The sequence below is a fragment of the Galbibacter sp. L-19 genome, assembly GCF_056857615.1.
Genome location: NZ_JBSXNL010000067.1, coordinates 23,827 through 45,226, shown reverse-complemented (window position 1 = coordinate 45,226; position 21,400 = coordinate 23,827). Strand labels below are relative to the sequence as shown.

Here is a 21,400-nt window from a genome sequence, read left to right as displayed (position 1 = left end):
AATGCTAGAAACAAATGCACAGAAAAATACCATTAAGAATATTGTATTTGATTTTGGCGATATTTTTATAGACTTGGACAAATTGGCTTCCATGAGATTAATTCATAAAGAATTTCCTGAGTTTACTTTAAATCAGGATATAATTAATACTAATAATGAGTATGAAAAAGGCATAATCTCCACAACAAATTTTATAGAATCTTATAAAAAATCGCTTCCTAATATTTCAGATGAAAGGTTAAAAGAAATATGGAATGCTATTATCTTAAAAATCCCTACACATAGATTAGCTTTTATTGAAGAACTATCGCAAAAAGGCAATTATGAGCTATTTTTGCTTAGCAATACAAATGAGCTTCATATAGAGCAAGTAATAAAAAATAACGGTTTAAAAAGCTACCATCGTTTTAAAAATTGTTTTAATAAATTCTATCTTTCTCATGAAATCAAATTCAGAAAACCCAATAGAGATATTTTTGAATTTGTTTTAAACGATAATAATATCATTCCAGGAGAAACCCTTTTTATTGACGACACTTTAGAGCACATCAATACTGCTAAACAAATGGGATTTCATACTTGGAATTTAATTCCTGGAAAAGAAGATATAACAGAATTATTTAGCAAAGATTATCCGTTCAAGGATTAATTATGTTAGTAACTCCTATCTTGAATTGTTAACATTTTATAAGTTTGCATCCTAAGAAATCAAATTACTTTGGAAGATTTATATAAAACCCTAGTTAAACCAACAAGTGAAGTCCTTTTTAAAGATAAAGGAAGTAAGTTTTTTGGATATGCTTTCCCTGTTGAGAATGAAGAAGATATAAAATATTTTTTAGAAGAAATAAAAAATAAACACAGCAGTGCACGCCATCATTGCTACGCATGGCAAATAGGAACCGAAAAAGACAAAATTCAGTACCGAGCCAATGACGATGGAGAACCATCCAATACTGCTGGAATGCCAATTTACGGACAACTACAATCTTTTGATATTACCAATGCATTAATAATTGTTGTACGTTATTTTGGAGGCGTAAAACTAGGTGTTGGCGGACTTATAAACGCCTATAAAACTACCGCTCAAATGTGCTTGGAAGCAGTAGATATTATAGAAAAAACAATTGATATTCACTATAAAATTACCTTTGAATACAAGCACATGAACACAGTAATGCGAATTATAAAGGAGAAGAATTTAAACATTGAAAGTCAAACAATGAATCTATCTTGTGAAATCGTTGTTAGTATTAGAGAAAGTCAAGCAGCACAAGTCCCTATTTCCTTCGAACCTTTTTATGAGATTAAATTAACCGAGTTGTAGTATTTCTCATAATTTATTTAGAATATAATCTGGACAGCGCATAGGTCTTAAAGTTTCACTATTAATAAATGCCAAAATTGTGTTCCCTTCAGCAATAATATCTCCTACTTCGTCAAAAATTGTATAATCAAATTCAATCTTAACCGTAGGTGTTTTTTTCAATCTAGCTTCTACTGTTAATAAATCGTCATACTTTGCAGATTTCTTATAATTAAGCTGTAGGGACACTACAGGGAGCATTACTCCATTTTCCTCCATCCAACGATAGGAAACCCCAAGTGCTCGCAACCATTCAACTCTCGCAATTTCAAGATATTGAGCATAATTACCATGGTATACCACCCCCATTTTATCGGTTTCACTATATCGAACTCTTATGTTAATTTTATTTGTTTTCTCCATATAAAAATGTATTTTACGAGTGTTAAGAAATTATGAACAGAAAGTTAACAAGCATGCGAAAAAAAAAGAATAAATTCAACCTACTTTCATTTTTTTTTTCAATTTTTTGTTCACATATTTGTTTAATCTTTTACGATAGTTGATTTCTAAAATTCTATTCACTATCAAACCTGACTAACTATTAAAATAATATCAAAGAATGAACGTAACTGCGGAATCCGTATGGGAAAATTGTCTACACTTTATAAAAGACAACATACAACCTCAAGCATATAAAACTTGGTTTGAACCCATAAAGTCTGTAAAGTTAACGGATAATGCTTTGAGTATCCAGGTTCCGAGTAAGTTTTTTTACGAATGGTTGGAAGAACATTACGTAAAACTCCTTAAAGTAGCTTTAACCAAAGAATTAGGAGAAAACGCAAAGTTGGTGTATGTTATTAGAATGGAAAACACCTACGGCAACAAACAACCGTTTACAGAAAGTATCCCGAGTTCCAACAGAGCAACTATGCAACCACAAGAACTTGACGTTCCTGTAAAACACAAGAATCCAGAATTAAAAAATCCTTTTGTAATTCCTGGAATTCGAAATATCAAAATAGAATCTCAATTAAATCCAAATTATAGTTTTGACAATTTCTTAGAGGGCGATTCTAACCGATTGGCACGTTCTGCTGGATTAGCAGTTGCAAACAAGCCCGGCGGAACCTCTTTCAACCCATTACTTATATTTGGAGGGGTTGGACTTGGAAAAACTCACTTAGCGCATGCTATTGGTGTTGAAATAAAAGACAAATATCCAGAAAAAACAGTTTTATATATTTCTGCGGAAAAGTTTACGCAACAATATATTGAATCTGTTAAAAAGAATACCAGAAACGATTTTATTCATTTCTATCAACTTATTGATGTTTTAATTATTGACGATGTTCAGTTCTTCTCAGGAAAATCTGGAACACAAGATGTATTCTTTCATATTTTCAACCATTTACATCAAAACGGAAAACAAGTAATTCTTACTTCAGACAAAGCTCCTGTAGATATGCAAGATATTGAGCAACGCTTACTATCTAGGTTTAAATGGGGATTATCTGCTGAATTACAAAATCCTGATTTCGAAACACGTATTTCTATCCTAAAAAATAGACTCTACCGAGATGGTGTTGAAATGCCAGAGGAGATTATAGAATGTGTTGCAAGAAATATTAAAACAAATGTTAGAGAATTAGAAGGCGCCATCATCTCTTTGATAGCTCAATCTTCTTTCAATAAAAAAGAAGTAACAATTGAACTTGCCAATCAAATTGTTGAAAAGTTCGTTAAAAACACCAAACGTGAAGTTTCTATAGACTACATTCAAAAAGTAATTTCAGATTATTTCCAAATGGACGTAGAAACACTTCAGTCTAAAACTAGAAAGCGTCATATTGTTCAAGCTAGACAATTAGCCATGTTTTTTGCTAAGAAATACACCAAAGCCTCTTTGGCTAGCATTGGTTCTCAAATTGGAAAAAGAGACCATGCCACCGTTTTACACGCCTGTAAAACTGTTGATAACTTAGCAGAAACCGATAAACAATTTAGAAAATACATAGACGACTTAAGTAAAAAGTTTGCCCAATAATGCGTGTAAAAGTACTCATGGTTTGCTTAGGAAATATTTGCAGATCTCCATTAGCAGAAGGTATTTTAAAAGCTAAAGTGGATCCAAACAAAGTTTTTGTGGATTCCGCAGGAACTTCTAATTACCATATTGGAAGCTCTCCAGACCCAAGATCTATTCAAATTGCTTCCAAATACAATATCGATATTACCAATCAACGTGGGAGACAATTTACCCAGAAAGATTTTGAGGATTTTGATTTGATCTTTGCCATGGACAACAGTAATTATAAAAACATTGTCCAGCAAGCAAAAAATGAAACTGATAAAGAGAAAGTTCATCTCATCCTCAACAAATTAACTCCAGAAGAAGACCTAGATGTTCCTGATCCATATTATGGCGGAGTAATGGGGTTTGAAAATGTCTACAAAATGCTCGATGAAGCTACTGATGTTATTGTAAAAGAAATTTCTATTTTATAGTTTCTTTGTATCTTAGAGCCAAAATTTGCTCATGACTTCAGAAAGTAACACTAAGGGAAAACTATACTTAATCCCAACAACATTAGGTGAAGTAGAACCTCTTGAGGTACTCCCACTTTCCATAAAAAGAGTTATTGAAAATCTTGATTTTTATATTGTTGAAAACGAAAAAACAGTCCGTCGTTTTATTAAGCGGATAAGTCCTAAAAAGTCACAACCAAGTTTAAAAATTCAAGTTTTAAACAAATACACTTTACCAGAAGAAATTCCAACTTTTATTACACCCTGCTTAAATGGGTATGACGTTGGAATTATTTCTGAAGCTGGTTGCCCTGGAGTTGCAGACCCAGGAGCAGATGTAGTTGCAATTGCACACGACAAAGGCGTACAGGTAGTTCCTTTAGTAGGTCCCTCCTCCATTTTACTCGCTTTAATGGGAAGCGGAATGAACGGTCAGAGTTTTGCATTTAATGGCTACCTCCCTATAGATAAAGCTGAGAAAAAGAAAGCCTTAAAAGACTTAGAGAAGAGATCTAAAGAACTAGACCAGTCGCAAATTTTTATGGAAACTCCCTACAGAAATGATAAACTACTAGCCGATTTAACAACTATCTTAGCTGCTAATACTCAGCTTTGTGTAGCTACCGATATTACTTTAAATACAGAATATATTAAAACACAATCTGTATCTCAATGGAAGGGTGCTAATGTAGACTTACACAAAAGGCCAACCATATTTATTTTACATGCGGAATAAAACAAAACTATAAAACACAAAAAGCCCGAAAACATTTATGTTTTCGGGCTTTTTTATTAAGATCATTTTAAGCCTACTATATTCTAGCAGCTTTATTAGCCTTTACATGAGATACATCGTATCCTGAAAATTTGCGCATATAATAACGGACAGAAGCTCCATTTGCATCAGCAAAACCAGAAACTCCATGGGTGCGTAAATAGCGTTTTACATTACCAGGGCCTGCTAAATGTGCAGCAGCTAAAATTCCCGACTCTGTAACTTTAACACCATTAAATACACGACCAACATACCATTCGATATCTTTCCTTAAAACCCATTTGTTTCTTTCAAGATTGGCTATAAAAGCTCTTTCCTGCAATTCTGGATTATTAAGAAAATCTGAACTAGAACTCACTCCTATTGTTTTAAGAGTAGATGCTCCAAATTGATATTTGCCCATATATCCTAAAGGGTTTACAGTAAAATAATCCCCTCTTGATTCTTTAAAAGCTAATGCTTCTTTGAAACCATTAAAAGACTTTCCTAAAAAGGGTGTTCTAATAATGTCTTCAACATCTTCATCTTCTAAAGAAACCGAATACGCTAAAGGCTTCGTTACTCTATTAATGTTATGAACGTTTTCTTCGGTTTTTTTTGTTGAAGTAAAACCTAAACTTACCACGATTACTAAAACTAAAACAGCTACTAAAACATTAAATTTTAATATTTGTTTTCTCATATAAGTATATTTCTTTAAGCTTTACATCATCGAAATGATTACTTAAAATTGAGCGTGCAAATATACAACTTTTTTAATAAACAGAAAATCAGTAAGTTAAAGTAATCTTAAAGTTTAAATTAACGTTTTATAGCCTGCGAATTAAGCCATTTTACATACTCTTGCTTGTTTGCATTATGCTGTGAAAGCGTTTTGGCAAATTTATGATATCCAAAATCTTTAACATTTGCTACAAAATACAGATAGTCATTTTTTTCATAATTTAACACTGCATCAATAGCAGAAATATCTGGCATTGCTATCGGACCAGGAGGAAGTCCAGCATACTTATAAGTGTTATATGGAGAGTCCAATTCTAAATCTTTATAAAGAACTCTTTTAATTACTTTATCCTCATCTCCTGTATGCTTTCTTATTGCATAAATTATAGTTGGATCTGCCTGTAAAAGCATATTCCTATTTAACCTATTCATATAAACACCTGCTACCCTTGGTCTCTCATCAACCATAGCTGTTTCTTTATGAACAATAGATGCTAAGGTTACTACTTCCAATGGCGACAAACCAATAGCTTCTGCTCTTTTTAGACGAGTTTCATTCCAAAAACGATTGTATTCCTTCAGCATTCTATCTCTAAAACTATCGGCAGAAGTATTCCAGAAAAATTCATAACTATTTGGCACATACATTGCCAAGGCAGTATCTTCATTAAAGTTACTACTGCTTAAAAAACTACTATCAGTAAAACTAGTATGCAGAGAAACACTATCGGCTTCTATCTGTGTAGCAATTCTACCTGCAAGTTTAGTAAGCGACTCTTGATTATTAAAAGAAAGTGAAATAGGTACGTTTTTACTCCTTAAAGAATTAATAATTTCGTTATTATTCATTCCTTTTTTAATAGCGTACTTTCCTGCTTTAATGTTAGCTGTATATCCTTTTTGAGTTGCTACCTTTTCAAAAGTAGCCATGTTTTCCAACAAAGGATCTAATTGCTCTTTTACATCATTAAATCCAGCATCCGATTTAATATAAACATACGCTTCTTCATTCTGAAAAGCTGTGTTTGGAGAGAATACGGCATTATAAACATAATACACAAATACAAAGCCTACAATGGCACCCAGAAGCGCTATCGCTACTAAAATTTTTCTTATATACATTATTTATTAATCTTTTGATAAAGAATTTCGTTTTGAAATTTTCCCGAAGTATAGTTCCAATCTTTTTTAATTCCAATTCTTTCGAAACCTAAATTTGAAAAGAGATGAATACTAGGTTTGTTGCTTTCAGAAATATTGGCATATAATTGATGAAGATCTAAATGATTAAAAGCATAATCTATTAATAAAGACAACGCTTCACGCCCTACTCCTTTATTTCTATTAGCTTCTTCTAAAACTACAATTCCAACTCCTGCTCTTTTATTTTTAGGATTAAAATCGAAGATATCTATAAAACCAAGTAATTTATTATTGTAATTGGAAATTGCCAATCTAAGTTGCTTAACTTCAAAAATATCTTTGTGACTATTTGCTAAATACTCTTTCAAAATAAATTTAGAATAAGGTGCTAAAGTTTCACTTACCTCCCAAACTTTCTCATCGTTTTCCAAAGTATAAAGAAAGTCTAGGTCTTCTGGTTCCAAAGCCCTTAAATAAATTGTATTTCCAGAGAGTGTTATCATTATACTTTTATTATTCCTGAAAAAACCTGCGTTGCTGGCCCTACTAAATGAATATTTTTATACCCCACTCCATTCTTTTCGAATGAAACTTTAAGTTCTCCGCCAGGGGTTTTTAATGTAATTTTATTACTTGTTGTCTTTGCTGTTTCATGCATAGCAATAGCAACCGCTGTTACTCCTGTACCACATGACAAAGTTTCATCTTCCACTCCACGCTCATAAGTTCGTACACTAAAAGTTGTGTCTCCCTCTTGAGCTACAAAATTTATATTACTCCCTTTACTCCCATATTTACCATAACGTAGCTTGGCTCCATTTTCTTTTACATCTAAATGCATTAAATTTTCTACTAACTGCACATGGTGTGGAGAGCCAGTATTTAGAAAAGTATAGGTGTCAAAAACATCTATTTTTGCTACATTTTGCATTGCCAAACTAACAATTCCACCTGCTACGCTTGCGGTATGTAGACCATCAACAGCTATAAAAGAACAATTATCTTCTATTACATTTAGAAATTTTGCAAATGCCACTAAACATCTCCCTCCATTACCACACATAGAACTTTCGTTTCCATCTGCATTATAATACACCATTTTAAAATCTGTAGCATCATCATTCTCTAAAAGAATTAATCCATCAGCTCCAATTCCAAATTTTCTATCGCATAAAAAATTAACGAGTTTGGTATCATTTTTGGGAAAGATATCCTGACGATTATCAATCATAACGAAATCGTTTCCAGTACCTTGGTATTTATAAAAATTAAGTTCCATAGTAAAATTTATACTTGTATCTATTAGAATTCTGAAGGCTTTGTTAAAAATTAACAGTCTTCTAACCGATTCACAAATATACAATAAAGCAAACGTTTATTTCATTGTTAAAGTGCGTTAAAATTGAAATATGGAATATAATTATCAAGTAATTTTAAGTGTTAATTAAAATAAATTAGTTTAAAAGTGATGAAGAAATTTTTAAGTCTTTTACTCGTATCTATACTAGGGGGTGCCATTACTTTAGGCATTTATAAATTTGCTTTTGAAAAGCAAATTCCTTTAATAGAAAACCAAGAAAATCAATCTAAATTTGTAACTGCTAGTTACAATCCATCAACCTTAGAAGCAGCAGAAAATATCAATTTTACTGAGGCTGCAGACAAAACAGTTCATGCGGTAGTTCACGTTAAAAATCTAACGGTAAGCAAAGGCCCTACAAGTATAATGGAATACTTTTATGGATCTGGAAGTAGTCAGCCAAGAACTCAAGTAGGAACTGGTTCTGGAGTAATTATTTCTCCTGATGGCTATATTGTTACCAACAACCATGTTATAGCAAACGCTACTAGGCTACAGGTAACTCTTAATAATAATAAAACCTATAGCGCCGAATTAATTGGAACCGACCCTGAAACAGACATTGCTCTTATTAAAATTGATGCTGAGAGTGATTTGCCTTATTTAGCTTTTGGAGATTCCGATTATTCAAAAATTGGCGAATGGGTATTAGCTGTAGGAAATCCTTTTAATTTAACTTCTACAGTTACTGCGGGAATTATTAGTGCTAAAGCTAGAGATTTAAATGAACAAGATGGGGTTTTTCAATCCTTTATTCAGACAGATGCTGCCGTAAACCCAGGAAATAGCGGAGGTGCCTTAGTAAATACTAATGGAGAGTTAATAGGTATAAATACCGCTATTACCTCTCAAACTGGGTCGTACATTGGATATTCTTTTGCTGTACCAAGTAATATTGCAAAAAAAGTAGTTGACGATATTATGGAGTTTGGAAATGTACAAATGGGAACTTTAGGAATTAAAGGTCAAGATTTAGCTGTTCTTAATGGTCGAGTTGAAGGAATTAACGAATCTGAAGGGGTTTTAGTTGCTGAAGTATTTAAAAAATCGGGGGCATATAAAGCTGGACTAAAATCGGGGGATATCATTAAAAAAATTGATAATATTAAAATATCTAAGTTTTCTGATTTAACAGGCTATTTAAGAAGTAAAAGACCTAATGATTTGGTTAATTTAACCATCCTAAGAGATGATGAAAATATGGAACTTCCTGTAACATTAATAGATAATACCTCCTACACATACACTATTGAAGAAGTTGGAATTTCCATCCAAGCACAAACAAAGTCGGATAAAGATAGATACAACAATCAAGAAGGTGTTGTAATATATAGTACTAACGACTACAATAGAAGATTAGGTTTAGATGGAAAATTATTAGTTGGTATCAACGACGATAAAATAGAAACTATTGATGATGCTAAAAAAGCCGTTGCAAAAGCTAAAGAATATGGAATGATGAGTCTTGTTATTTTAAATGAACATGGTGAAAGAGAGCGTTTAGTTTTCAGAAATTAAAAGCGTATAATACACACTTAAAAGAGCTTCGAAATGAAGCTCTTTTTTTTATCAAAAAAGCTTCACGAAAACGTTTGAAATATATACTTTTGCGAAAAAATAAAAACCTTCAGTAGATAATAAATGAAGGAGAAGTTAAAAATATTTTCAAAAAAGAGGGTAGCCTCAAAAAAAACAAAACCCTAATAGGGGATTAAAAAAGCACTACAAACAAAACAACACAAGAATGAAAGTAACAAATGAAACCTATGAGAAAGAACTTGCTTTTCAGGCAGACAGAAGAAGAGCAACCGTAGAGTTTATTAAAATTGTAAGTGATCTTTGGTATGATAACTCCGTTGAACTAGTACTTTTTAGAAATCAGTTGATAGACAAAAGTGTTAGTGAAATAATGAACTTACACAAATATGCAGGAGAATTTGTACAGAAACCAATATCAATTTTCGATTCGGTAGACATTGCAAATGCCATAAAAAATATGAATCTACCTCCTTCAAAAATCGACATAGGAAAACTTACCTATGAGTTTCATGTAGAAGATTCTCAGCATACAGATACCGCTTCATTTGTTATCAATAAATTAAAAGATGCTAATAAAACAAATGGGATAAAACCTAAAGACGTTATTTTATACGGGTTTGGAAGAATTGGTAGGCTCTTAGCTAGAGAATTAATGGCAAAAACTGGAGTTGGATCACAACTTAGATTAAGAGCAATTGTTACCAGAGGTGAAATTACAGAAGAAGTCCTAAAAAAAAGAGCTTCATTACTAGAAAACGATTCTATTCATGGTTTCTTTTCAGGAACAGTTGCTATTGATGTGGAGAAAAAAGCATTAATAATAAATGGAACTACTGTTTATTTAATTAATGTATCCAATCCAGAAAACATTGATTATACTGCCTACGGAATTAAAGATGCGCTAGTAATAGATAACACAGGAGTTTATAGAGATGATAAAGAGCTAGCACGTCATTTAAAATCGAAAGGTGTAAAAAAAGTACTTCTTACAGCTCCAGGAAAAAACATTCCTAATATTGTATATGGTGTAAACCACAAAGAATACAATCCTGATAAAGAAACTATATTTTCTGCCGCATCCTGCACCACAAATGCTATTACACCAATTCTCAAAGCTATTGAAGACTCTTTAGGGATTATAAAAGGACACCTAGAAACTATTCATGCCTATACAAACGACCAAAATTTGGTGGATAATATGCATGGAAAATATAGAAGAGGAAGGGCTGCAGCATTAAATATGGTTATTACCGAAACTGGAGCAGGAAAAGCTGTAGCAAAAGCGCTCCCTAATTTAGAAGGAAAATTAACCTCCAATGCCATTAGAGTTCCTGTTCCAAATGGCTCCCTAGTTGTTTTAAATTTAGATATTGAAAAAGGAACAACAAAAGCAGGCATTAATACCATTATAAAAAAATATGCATTAGAAGGAGATTTGGTAGAGCAAATAAAATATTCCTTAAATAACGAATTGGTTTCCTCGGACATTATAGGCACCTCCGCCCCTTCTATTTACGATAGTAATGCTACTATTGTTTCTCCAGACGGAAAAAACATTGTTTTATATATTTGGTACGACAATGAGTACGGCTATAGCCACCAAGTAATGAGACTTGCAAAGTATATTGCTAAAGTTAGACGTTTTACTTACTATTAATAATAAAATAAGCCTTATTCTTGACTCATAATTAAGAATAAGGCTTTTTTAATTTCACAATTATTAACTATTTTAGTTATTTAACTCATATTAAATAACTCATGGAAATACCTAACAAAGAATATGCTTCCTTTAAGGTAATTCTTGTTATTGTTATTTTTATTTTTTTGAATTTTTCATTCAGCTACTCTCAAAATGACAGTATTGCGGATCATGATTTTACCAGACAATTATGGTTTGAATTAAAACCATCTTGGAAATTGAGTGAACGCACCCGTCTAAATACAGATATTAGCTATAGAACTAACGAACCAAAAAATGGAGAAAGATTTGTCTCCAAAGCTGAAATCCAATACCAATTAAAACAACTCAATCTAAAGAATTTAAAATTTAACCATGCGGTAACTGGAGGTATCGGGTATTTTTATATCAATAATTTTAATGCCGTTAACGCATTTGAATATAGGATATACCAAGGATATAGTCTTGGTTTTAACTTTACCAAAAGAACAAAATTTAATCAATACCTTCGTTTAGAAGAACGTTTTACCAATCTTTTCAGAGAAGAAAACAGCTCTTTTGGATTACGATTACGATATAAAATATCTGGTATTATTAATTTGTCAGACTTATTTGCGGATAAGTCAAAAGGCTTTTACATCCCTGCTGATGTTGAGTTTTTCTTCAATATTAAAAAATCTAAACAAATTAACGATGTTATTAGAATCACTCCTGGAATAGGCTATGTATTCAATCCTAGTTTTAAAGCACAATTCAGCATTGGTTATCATTACACTAAACAAGAATTTGAAAACTTAGTTCGAACTAATGATATTATCTTTCAATTAAGAGTATACAAAACATTTCCTTTACGCTTAGTTAAAGACCCACATGAATTATAATAAAATTATTAATGTCCGAGTAAAAATACTAGATCGCTTCGCTATAAGAATAAAGGACAAAACTAAATCTTAAATACCACAAAATAAGTAGTTTAAAGAAAACGCATTACTAAAATCCTTTTTTCATTCATTCTTATTAATAGCAAAGCTTCCATTTTGAAAACCCCATTTGAACTATCATATAAATGGAGTCCAATAAATTCCGTTAAACTTTTATTGGACAACAATATAATAAAATGTAAAACTTTTTTATTAAATGAAAACAATAACTTAATATTGTAATCGTTTGCAGTAAAAACGTAACTTTGCAACCCTAAATATTGCTACTACATAGATTTTTTTGAATCATCCATCTGCTTTAAGCCTAAATATGTGATATTCAAAAAGAATAAATTAATTCATTTTGACATATATTGTCAATGGATTAAACTCTTTATGAGAAATTAAAACGAATAATTAACCTACTTCGGTTCTAGCTAAATGGATTTCGATAAAGAATCGAAGTAAGAATCGAGGAATTAAAACCACGTAGTGGAATTAACATTTTAACGAATGAAGATGACGAGAAAGAACCTATTAACAGCAACATCCTTAATTCTATTTTCAATTTTCACTGTCATTGCACAAGAAAGTGATAAAAAAGAATTGTCTTTAACAGAAGGGAGTATCGACAATCAGTTTGAATACATCTTTCAAAAGGCCAACAATTATCAAGATTATAAAGTAGTAAAGAAAAACTGGCTTTTACTTCTAAAGAAAAACACGCTAGATTCTGTAGCTAGGTTAGAAAAAGAGCTTGCAACATCGGAGCAACTAACGAGTACACAGAAATCAAAAATTGATAATTTAAACAAAGAATTAGCTTCTACAAATCAACAACTTGCAACAGTTACTGAAGAGAAGGATAGCATTTCTTTTTTTGGAGCCCTTATTAACAAACCTGCCTACAAAGGTATTATGTGGGGAATTGTTGCTATCCTAGCTTTAATTCTAGGTTTCTTTGTTTATAAATTTAAAAATGCCAATACAGTAACTCAAGAAGCTCAAAAATCTTTAGCGGAATTGGAAGAAGAATATGAAGAACACCGCAGAAAAGCTTTAGAGCGAGAGCAGAAAGCTAGAAGACAATTACAAGACGAAATAAATAAGCAAAAACTTACTAAAACTAAGTAAGGTTTTAACTTTTTTAAGATATAAATCCCATTTATGGGGATAAATTATGATTCTATTAAACTCCCCTTAAGGGGAGTTTTTTTATCTTACCAATTAAAAACCATCCATGTCAAAAAGAAAAAAAGCAACTTACATAGTTGTAGTTATTATACTTTTATTAGTTATAGTACGGTTATTACTTCCCACTATTGTAAAGAGATATGTAAACAATACTTTACAAGAAATACCAGGCTATTGGGGACATGTAGAAGATATAGACATTAATTTGTACCGAGGTGCTTATGTTATTCATCAATTAAAATTAGATAAGATGAATGGAGAAAGTAGCATTCCTTTTTTAAATTTTGAGAAATCCGACATCTCCATTCAATGGAAATCGCTTTTTGACGGAGAAATTGTAAGCAAAATCGACTTATACAGACCTAAAATCACTTATATTTTTGAAGAACAAGTAAATGATTCTGTAAAAACTTCTAACAACGATTGGAGTAAAGCACTAACAGATCTTGTTCCCATAGACATTAATAAACTTACAATTACTGAAGGAAAAGTAGGATTTATTGAATTTAATAAGAGTCCCGATGTAGATTTATATATTGACCAAATAGAGTTAGTAGCCACCAATTTAAGAAATGTAGAAAACAAAGAACAAAAGCTCCCTTCCTCACTTCATTTAACAGGAGTTAGCATTGGTGGCGGAAATGTAAAACTTGATGGAGAAATGGATTTAGTACAACAAATTCCAGATGTTGATTTTAATTTTTCACTTGAAAAAGCAGCTGTCAAAGCTCTAAACTCATTCACCCTTGCTTATGTAGGAATAGACTTTGAAAAAGGAAATTTTGACCTTTTTAGTGAGCTTGTAATAAACAATGGTTATTTAAAAGGATATTTTAAGCCTATTTTAACGGATGTAAAAATTGTAGATTCTTTTGGCAAAGAAAACAGTAGTATCTTTAAAAAAGCATGGGAAGGATTTGTTGGATTTTTTAAATTTATCTTTAAAAATCAAAAACAAGACTCTTTAGCTACTAAAATCCCTATTGAAGGCGACCTTAACAATGTAGATTCAAACATTTTTAGTACTATTGCAGGAATCTTTAAAAATGCATTTATAAAAGCCTATAAAGGAGAAATAGATGAGTCGGTAATGTTTAAAGATGCTAAAAAAGAAGAATAAAATTCTATTTATAAAATGCGGATAGATATAATTACAGTACTACCAGAGCTACTTACAAGTCCTTTTGAAGCTTCTATTTTAAAAAGAGCAATTGATAAAGGGCATGTAGAAATACATTTACATAATTTAAGAGATTATACTACAAATAATTACAAAACTGTAGATGATTATCAATTTGGTGGCGGAGCTGGAATGGTAATGATGATTGAACCCATTGATAAATGTATTAGCGGATTAAAAGCAGAGAGAAGCTATGATGAAGTTATTTATATGACTCCAGATGGGGAAACCCTCAATCAAGGCATTGCAAATCAGCTTTCATTAAAAGGGAATCTTATTATTTTATGTGGCCATTATAAAGGAGTAGATCAACGGGTACGTGATATTTTTGTAACCAAAGAAATATCAATAGGAGATTATGTACTTTCTGGAGGAGAGTTGGGAGCCGCTGTACTATGCGATTCTATTATCCGCCTTATTCCAGGTGTTTTAAATGATGAAACCTCTGCCCTAACCGATTCCTTTCAAGACGATTTATTGGCGCCACCTGTTTATACTAGACCCTCAGATTATAACGGACATAAAGTACCTGAAATTTTATTGAGTGGTAATTTTCCTAAAATTGAAAAATGGCGTGAAGAACAGGCTTATAAGAGAACAAAAGAGCGCAGACCTGATTTATTAGATGAATAAATCTAGTAATTATAACATTATGTCCGAGTAAAAATACAAGACCGCTTCGCTACAAGAGAAAAGAACAAAGACTAAATCTTAACTATTACAACATGAGCAGCTTAAAGAAACAACATTACTAAGCTCCTCTTTTTATTCATTTTTCTTAATAGCAAGGGGGGTATTTTAAAAACCTCTATTAACCCTTGATATATGTAGAATGCAATAAACATTGTCTGCTTTTATCGGACAATAATATAATTATAACATTTATGTCCGAGTAAAAATACAAGACCGCTTCGCTGCAAGATAAAAGAACAAAGACTAAACCTTAACTATTACAACATGAGCAGCTTAAAGAAACAACACTACTAAGCTCCTCTTTTTATTCATTTTTCTTAATAGCAAGGAGGCTATTTTAAAAAACTCTATTAACCCTTGATATATGTAGAATGCAATAAACATTGTCTGCTTTTATCGGACAGTAATATAATTATAACAAAAAATAAACTGTAAAAGGTTGTATTTTAATTAATAATAATTATTTTTGCACCCAAATTCGGATTAACCTCTGACGATAATCGTGAATGTTACTCTGAATCAACACATTATAAATATAGCACAATGGAAGCTTTAGTAAAATTTGTACAAGACGAGTTTGTAGAAAGAAAAGAGTTCCCTGAGTTTTCAGCAGGAGATACAATTACTGTATACTATGAAATTAAAGAGGGAGAAAAAACACGTACTCAGTTCTTTAGAGGAGTAGTTATCCAAAGAAGAGGAACAGGTTCTTCAGAAACGTTTACTATTAGAAAAATGTCTGGAACTGTTGGGGTAGAAAGAATTTTCCCAATCAACATGCCTGCATTACAAAAAGTAGAGATCAACAAAAAAGGTAAAGTACGTAGATCACGTATATACTACTTTAGAGGTCTTACTGGTAAAAAAGCAAGAATTAAAGAGGTTAGATCTTAACCTATTTACCATAACACCAAAAAGCCTGCTATATGCAGGCTTTTTTTATGAACAATTGTTAATAAGTCATGTTTATAAAGTGTTGATTAATAATGTGTTAAAAAATTGTAATCAGCATACATTTACCTTATATTTACAATAGAGTTTTAAGAAAGATTAATTCTTAAAACATTTGTTCTTAATGAGTCTCTTCACTATTTAATTTAAAAAGTTAAATCAAAGAGAAAGTTTGAATTTAGTAGATCATACTAAATCAGTGCCAAAAGAGTGGAAGTTTTATACTGAAATTCAATTAGGAATTAAAAACAAATTTGAAGCATTAAAGTTAGGTCTTGATTAAATTATTGAGAAAACTAGATGTTTCATAGAAATAGCGAACTATTAGTAGTAGCGTTCTTTTATAGAAAATACGAAAATTTAAGTACCTATTTCTAAGAAAGCCATATCAAAACATATAATGTATTGATATGGCTTTTGTTTTTTAAATATCTCTAAAATCAGTACTATTTTTTTTCTACTGATTAAATTAATTAAAAAAAGACTGCTAAGTACAGTCTTTTAATTTATAAGATTTATAATCAATTTTTAACTTTTTAGGGATATTACCCTACTATTACATCTTTTTTCATGATAGTGTAGTTTTTACATAACAATATATACAATTTTAATACCTATCAAACTAGAAAACAAATATATTAACTTATTTAACACCTAAATCATCTCCAGATTGAAATTTCTTCGACACAATACAATCCTTTGAATGAAAATCTTTTACAAAAACTTTATTAAGACCAGACAAGGAATGCTTTGCTATAATTGTTAATCTTAAAAAAGAAGACTCATCTACCCAATTATCTTCTAATTTTTCGGTAGTTCTAACTCTCATTGCATGACAATTATGAGAATCTCTACTGTTTTTACATGGAATAGTAGATATAAAATTATCTTTCAACTGAATATCTTTACTTCTCAAATTAGTCCCATTCAAATCGCCAAAAGGCTTATAAAAAGTAGGCTCCACTCTAACATCAAATATCTCCGAACTAGTCTTATTTACAAATTTGAATAAATAGTTAATCTCCTCATCAATAACATCCTTACTTATATAATCTGATATTACAATCTTCGGTCTTTTCTTTTTCAAATAATACATCAAAAAAATATACGAAGCAAGTAAACCAGATAAGACACCAACAAATAAACTTGTAGTTAAATTATTAATTAAGGTTAATAAAAAATCATTCATATTAGTTATTTTTATTGTTAGTATCACACTAAAAATAGAAAATATATATTACAAAATATTTTTTATAGAAAATAATTTTAAAGAGTTATTTCTCTACACATTAAGTTTTCTTAAATTTTGAACCTAACAAATACTATATAGATTATTATTTTTACATACTATTTTAAGCTAAAATTAAAAACACAACTGTTATTGAAATAAATCCCAGAAATATAAAACCAGAATTACTACTTAATTTATGTTACTTAGTCCTTACTTTATCAACTGTTTTTGGTGCATTAGCAACTATGGAATCTTTCATTATAAAGATATAATAACAAGTGATAACTGGTCTTTTCCAGCATATCAATCAATACCTGGACGGAGACATTTTGATCTTATCTCTAATGAGAAAGAAAAATCTAGAAAATTTAAATCTACCAAAGCAGGAATAATTGACTTAGAAATGTATCTTAACAATGCAGGTGAAGTAAAAATTGAAGTTTTTGAAAATAATTCAAGAAAACCTAATTGGGAAAAGAAAAAAAATGTAGCTCTTCTAAAATCCAAAACCTAAACCAAAGGCAACACGTATCCCGTCTACCGAATCAAAAACTCCCAAATTAGCAGAAATTAATTCAGCGCCATTAATAAACATTCCTCCTCCATAAGAGTTGTGCCACTTACTCCCTTCATTTTCTGTAAACCATACGCGCCCATAATCAAAACTTCCATACAACCCTAATTTTATAGGAATTAAAGGTGTCTTAATATTTGAAAAACTATAACGCAGATCTGTATTTTGATAGAAAGAAGTTTTCCCTGTAAAACGCTGATTTCTAAATCCTCGGAGTCCATCTATCCCTCCTATTGTTGCAGCCTGATAAAATTCATAATCATCTCCTATATTTAAATGGGCTTTTATGTTTGAAGCTAAAACTAAGCGCCCAGAATGATTTAATTTATGCGCAATCCCCAAGGCTGGAATAAAATAACCATATTGGCGACTATTAACATCTAAATTAGCACTATACCCAGCGAGCATAGAAAATCTTAAACCTACCGTTGGATAAGCCTTATTATCGTAATTAGAATAACTAAACGACGTTTTTACGCCAGCAAACTGTACCTCATCAAAAACATAACTAGGCAAAATATTATTGTTCTCCTGAACAAATCTGTTATCGGTATCATTTACTTCTACCGACTCATAATAAGCTCCAAAAGTTACTGAGCTTCTCCTTGATTTCCATACCATACTTGGAGCAATACCAACACTTCGAACTTTTACTCTATTGTAATCAAGACCTAAATCATCATCATTATTTGCTGTTTTATTTCCGTAGCCAAAAAAGTTTAAAGAGTAATTTGGACTTTGAAATCCTGCTTCCAAACGAAAGTTCAACCCTCCAATTACATTGGCAAACTCTCCTTGATATAATACCTCATATCCGTTGGTAGCAAAATAATAAGCCGCATTTATATGATGCTGCGTTGTAAACGGATTTCTCTCAAAACCATAAGTTGTATATGTATTTGAAACGCCTATTTTCAAACCATCATCTGGATTTGCTCCTATAACTGGAATTATCTGATTGGTGTTATTTTTGAACTTTTTATAATTGTAAACATTTGTTTTATACCTATCTGTGAGCTTAATATTGGCAGATTTTACATTATCAAGTGTGTTTTTCTTTGACTTATAATCATAAATAACTACATTCTTACCATGTGGTATAATGTATTCATCATTATTTTGTCCTCCTATAAGTTTGATTTTTATTTTCCTACTTTTATTAAACATCTCAAAAGTATCGGTATCATCTAAACCATAAATCCATATCTCTTTCGTCTCTTTTGGATTGTATACCCTATGATGAAATTGATCTTTAATAGTATCATCTTTCTTTCTAAGAGTGGACACTTCAACACTCCCATCTTTATAGGCTTTTATAGAAAAATAATCATCTTTATTGGTTCCTGTAACTATAGCTAATTTATTAACAACCTTATAGTATCGATCGGATATATCTTGCAAATTTTTGCGTCGAGATTTTAACAAATATTTTATCCTATCAATAGATTCATCTTGGACTTCCTTAGGCATTTCAGCAAAAGATTTATCAATAACATCGTCAGTAACATGCTGTTGAATATATCTTACTTGTGCATCCCATACAGATTTATCAACATCAATAATAAAAGTTTTATCCAAAGGAAAGGGCTCTACATTAATCCCTTTTACATCTTTCAAATCTTCATCATACTGTCTTAAAATTCTAGCAGCGGGCAACAAATTTATTGCAGCAGTCAAAATAGCGCCATCTGACATTTTAGAAAATGCTTGATCTCGGTCTCTTGGTAAAGCACGATATACTTTTTTTCCGTTCTCTTTAAATTCTAACCAACGCCATTGATCTTGATGCCGATCCCAATCGCCTATTAGCATATCAAATAATCTAGCACGTACATAATTTTCTTGATCAATTACTACATCTTCATCTGAATGAATTTCTTCTATAACATCTAACGTACTAACAATATCTCCTGTAAAATTTTTGCCTGCTAAACTTGGATGTCCTTCTGAGGCATGCTCTTCTAATAAATACAATTCATTTCCAAACTCATTATTGTAGCCCATCAAAGCATTTTGCTTTGGTATGTAATATAACTTTGGATTTAAATGATATACGCCTGCAGCATCAGACAATTCTCCAATAGCCAAGGGAGCATATGGATGCGAGCCAGTAAAAACATCTTTTAACAAAGCTTCGGCTGCAGTTTCATCAAACTGATCGTCAACATATTGATCGTCAAACAACGAAGCTTGTATGTATTGCGTTGCACTTTTTTTAACGGCTCGCATAACATACTGTGCTCCATTTTTGGCTTCTAAACGCAAAGATCTAGATTGAGTTCCTCCCCCCTTTCTTACAGGTTTTAATCCGCCGTATAATGTGTCCAGATTAACGGTTTTTGCCAAAACAGGCTTGCTAAAATAGTCTCGATAACGCGCTCCCCATAACCAACTATAAAATCCGCTTTTGGTTGTTTCGTCTAAAGTATAAACCGAAGCCGATATAGAATCTGGAAACTGAGAAGGATAGTTGATAAAAGATTTTCCTTTTTCTGTATTAACTTTTGAACGAAAAATAACCTTATTGGTTGCTGCGTCAAAAAATTGAACATCCGAAGTTTTGTCTTTGTTGATATTTAACACTGCAAAACCATTTGTACTTGCTCCAAATACGTTTCCATCTCTTTTACGCACTCCTGTTATTTTAGAGCCTGATCCACTTATTATTTGAGTTAAATTATCTGATTGAATAAACTGTAAATTATGCTCGTGCCCTGATAAAAAAACCACATTATTATTTTCTTGTGCAGCAGCTATTAATTTTTTTCTTAAATCATTATAATACCAATTCGACATATCTGCATTAGAAGCTCCGCTTGTAGTTCTTAAAACATTTTTTATGGTTCCTAAAACTGGCAGCGGACTCATATTACTTTTGACGGTGTATTGCCCAGCATGAGAGCCGTTACTAAACATTGGATGATGAATAGCCACAAGCGTTGTTTTACCTCTAGCTTTTTTAATTTCACTACGAAATTCTTCTAAAAATTGATCTCGGGTTTTAATTTCACAATCATCATTTATAGTTGGTTGTTTGTCCCAATCGGTTATATACCATTGCGAGTCTACAAGCAACAATACGGTATCATCATTGATATTAATTTTTTCAATTCCACATCCATCCTCAGGCTGAAAAGTATTTTTACCAAGCGCCTCTTCTACCAATTTTTCTTGGCGCTTGAGTCCTTTTATTCCATGATACCAATCGTGATTCCCTGGAATAACATAAACACTCCCAGGAAAAGACTTAGCAACTTTTAATTGTGCATCTAAGTTTTGTTTAGCCGCTTTATAACCTTTCTTTTTTTCTGAAGGCAATCCTAATGGATAAATATTATCTCCTAAAAAAAATAGTATATCATTAGCATCTGCTTCTTTAAATTGTTCTTGCAATGCTACTAATGCTTTGGGAGTAGTATTATTAACCCCTAATTTCCCAGCATCTCCAATTAAAAAAACATTTATAGTCTCTTTATTAATTCCGCTTAAAACAGCATTATTCTCTTTATTAGTTTCATATTCTAAAGTAGCACAGGCTGTAAAGAAAACTAAAAGGAATAAATATTTAATTGGTAGTTTTTTTATCATTAATTATTTTTTT

20 protein-coding genes are annotated in these 21,400 nt (G+C 31.4%); 13 read left to right on the top strand and 7 right to left on the bottom strand.

Annotated elements, in window-relative coordinates:
• The first annotated feature begins 1 nt into the window (after nt 1).
• Both AC13CQ_RS13455 and AC13CQ_RS13450 read left to right on the top strand, forming a co-directional pair.
• Nucleotides 2-649 carry an HAD family hydrolase gene (locus tag AC13CQ_RS13455; protein ID WP_335587715.1) on the top strand — a complete coding sequence of 216 codons (648 nt, stop codon included), beginning with the start codon at nt 2-4 and terminating at the stop codon, nt 647-649.
• Nucleotides 650-718: 69 nt separating this feature from the next.
• Nucleotides 719-1,327 carry an IMPACT family protein gene (locus tag AC13CQ_RS13450; protein WP_474507021.1) on the top strand — a complete coding sequence of 203 codons (609 nt, stop codon included), beginning with the start codon at nt 719-721 and terminating at the stop codon, nt 1,325-1,327.
• Between the two features lie 6 nt (nt 1,328-1,333).
• Here AC13CQ_RS13450 and AC13CQ_RS13445 read toward each other — a convergent pair whose 3' ends face one another.
• Nucleotides 1,334-1,729, bottom strand: coding sequence for an acyl-CoA thioesterase (locus tag AC13CQ_RS13445; RefSeq protein WP_008614122.1), 396 nt, complete (start codon nt 1,727-1,729; stop codon nt 1,334-1,336).
• 199 nt (nt 1,730-1,928) lie between these two features.
• On the opposite strand from AC13CQ_RS13445, the gene dnaA reads away from it, so the two are divergent.
• The 3 genes from dnaA to AC13CQ_RS13430 are packed head-to-tail and all read left to right on the top strand — an operon-like array spanning nt 1,929 to nt 4,574.
• Nucleotides 1,929-3,356 (top strand): chromosomal replication initiator protein DnaA, encoded by a 1,428-nt coding sequence (gene dnaA / locus AC13CQ_RS13440; RefSeq protein WP_008614121.1) that lies wholly within the window; start codon nt 1,929-1,931, stop codon nt 3,354-3,356.
• Nucleotides 3,356-3,817 (top strand): low molecular weight protein-tyrosine-phosphatase, encoded by a 462-nt coding sequence (locus AC13CQ_RS13435; protein ID WP_335587717.1) that lies wholly within the window; start codon nt 3,356-3,358, stop codon nt 3,815-3,817. The genes dnaA and AC13CQ_RS13435 overlap by 1 nt, the downstream gene beginning before the upstream one ends.
• 31 nt (nt 3,818-3,848) lie before the next feature.
• Nucleotides 3,849-4,574, top strand: coding sequence for an SAM-dependent methyltransferase (locus AC13CQ_RS13430; protein WP_456867360.1), 726 nt, complete (start codon nt 3,849-3,851; stop codon nt 4,572-4,574).
• 76 nt (nt 4,575-4,650) lie between these two features.
• Here the strand turns inward: AC13CQ_RS13430 and AC13CQ_RS13425 are convergent, their stop codons facing one another.
• From AC13CQ_RS13425 to dapF, 4 genes are all read right to left on the bottom strand, one after another.
• Entirely contained in the window at nt 4,651-5,295 is a 645-nt protein-coding gene (locus AC13CQ_RS13425; protein WP_008614117.1) for a lysozyme family protein, read from the bottom strand.
• A 119-nt stretch (nt 5,296-5,414) separates the two neighbouring features.
• Complete coding sequence (gene mltG, locus AC13CQ_RS13420; protein ID WP_474507020.1) at nt 5,415-6,458, bottom strand: endolytic transglycosylase MltG; 1,044 nt, start codon at nt 6,456-6,458, stop codon at nt 5,415-5,417.
• Nucleotides 6,458-6,982 carry a GNAT family N-acetyltransferase gene (locus AC13CQ_RS13415; protein ID WP_008614115.1) on the bottom strand — a complete coding sequence of 175 codons (525 nt, stop codon included), beginning with the start codon at nt 6,980-6,982 and terminating at the stop codon, nt 6,458-6,460. The genes mltG and AC13CQ_RS13415 overlap by 1 nt, the downstream gene beginning before the upstream one ends.
• A complete protein-coding gene (gene dapF / locus AC13CQ_RS13410; protein ID WP_337900439.1) occupies nt 6,982-7,758 on the bottom strand; it encodes a diaminopimelate epimerase in 777 nt (258 codons plus the stop codon). Before dapF ends, AC13CQ_RS13415 begins: the two co-directional genes overlap by 1 nt.
• Before the next feature lie 189 nt (nt 7,759-7,947).
• Between dapF and AC13CQ_RS13405 the strand changes: the two genes are divergently transcribed.
• The 7 genes from AC13CQ_RS13405 to rplS all read left to right on the top strand — a co-directional run bounded on the left by AC13CQ_RS13405 (nt 7,948) and on the right by rplS (nt 15,937).
• A complete protein-coding gene (locus tag AC13CQ_RS13405) occupies nt 7,948-9,357 on the top strand; it encodes a S1C family serine protease (RefSeq protein ID WP_008614113.1) in 1,410 nt (469 codons plus the stop codon).
• Between the two features lie 226 nt (nt 9,358-9,583).
• Nucleotides 9,584-11,035: a glyceraldehyde-3-phosphate dehydrogenase gene (locus AC13CQ_RS13400; protein WP_337900438.1), complete on the top strand. Its 1,452-nt coding sequence runs from the start codon at nt 9,584-9,586 to the stop codon at nt 11,033-11,035.
• 101 nt (nt 11,036-11,136) lie between these two features.
• A complete protein-coding gene (locus AC13CQ_RS13395; RefSeq protein WP_008614111.1) occupies nt 11,137-11,937 on the top strand; it encodes a DUF2490 domain-containing protein in 801 nt (266 codons plus the stop codon).
• A 558-nt stretch (nt 11,938-12,495) separates the two neighbouring features.
• Nucleotides 12,496-13,110, top strand: a complete 615-nt coding sequence (locus AC13CQ_RS13390) for a tRNA (guanine-N1)-methyltransferase (RefSeq protein WP_157136685.1) — start codon at nt 12,496-12,498, stop codon at nt 13,108-13,110.
• 106 nt (nt 13,111-13,216) lie between these two features.
• Complete coding sequence (locus AC13CQ_RS13385; RefSeq protein WP_337900436.1) at nt 13,217-14,290, top strand: DUF748 domain-containing protein; 1,074 nt, start codon at nt 13,217-13,219, stop codon at nt 14,288-14,290.
• A 15-nt stretch (nt 14,291-14,305) separates the two neighbouring features.
• Nucleotides 14,306-14,983 carry a tRNA (guanosine(37)-N1)-methyltransferase TrmD gene (trmD, locus tag AC13CQ_RS13380; RefSeq protein WP_335587720.1) on the top strand — a complete coding sequence of 226 codons (678 nt, stop codon included), beginning with the start codon at nt 14,306-14,308 and terminating at the stop codon, nt 14,981-14,983.
• A gap of 603 nt (nt 14,984-15,586) precedes the next feature.
• Nucleotides 15,587-15,937 (top strand): 50S ribosomal protein L19, encoded by a 351-nt coding sequence (gene rplS, locus AC13CQ_RS13375; protein WP_008614107.1) that lies wholly within the window; start codon nt 15,587-15,589, stop codon nt 15,935-15,937.
• 700 nt (nt 15,938-16,637) lie between these two features.
• Here the strand turns inward: rplS and AC13CQ_RS13370 are convergent.
• A complete protein-coding gene (locus AC13CQ_RS13370; RefSeq protein WP_335587721.1) occupies nt 16,638-17,183 on the bottom strand; it encodes a hypothetical protein in 546 nt (181 codons plus the stop codon).
• A gap of 238 nt (nt 17,184-17,421) precedes the next feature.
• On the opposite strand from AC13CQ_RS13370, the gene AC13CQ_RS13365 reads away from it, so the two are divergent.
• On the top strand, nt 17,422-17,739 hold the full coding sequence (locus tag AC13CQ_RS13365) for a hypothetical protein (RefSeq protein WP_337900435.1): 318 nt from the start codon (nt 17,422-17,424) through the stop codon (nt 17,737-17,739).
• Here the strand turns inward: AC13CQ_RS13365 and AC13CQ_RS13360 are convergent.
• Nucleotides 17,722-21,387 carry a metallophosphoesterase gene (locus tag AC13CQ_RS13360; protein WP_474507297.1) on the bottom strand — a complete coding sequence of 1,222 codons (3,666 nt, stop codon included), beginning with the start codon at nt 21,385-21,387 and terminating at the stop codon, nt 17,722-17,724. The two genes, AC13CQ_RS13365 and AC13CQ_RS13360, sit on opposite strands and share 18 nt — an antisense overlap.
• Nucleotides 21,388-21,400 lie beyond the last annotated feature (13 nt).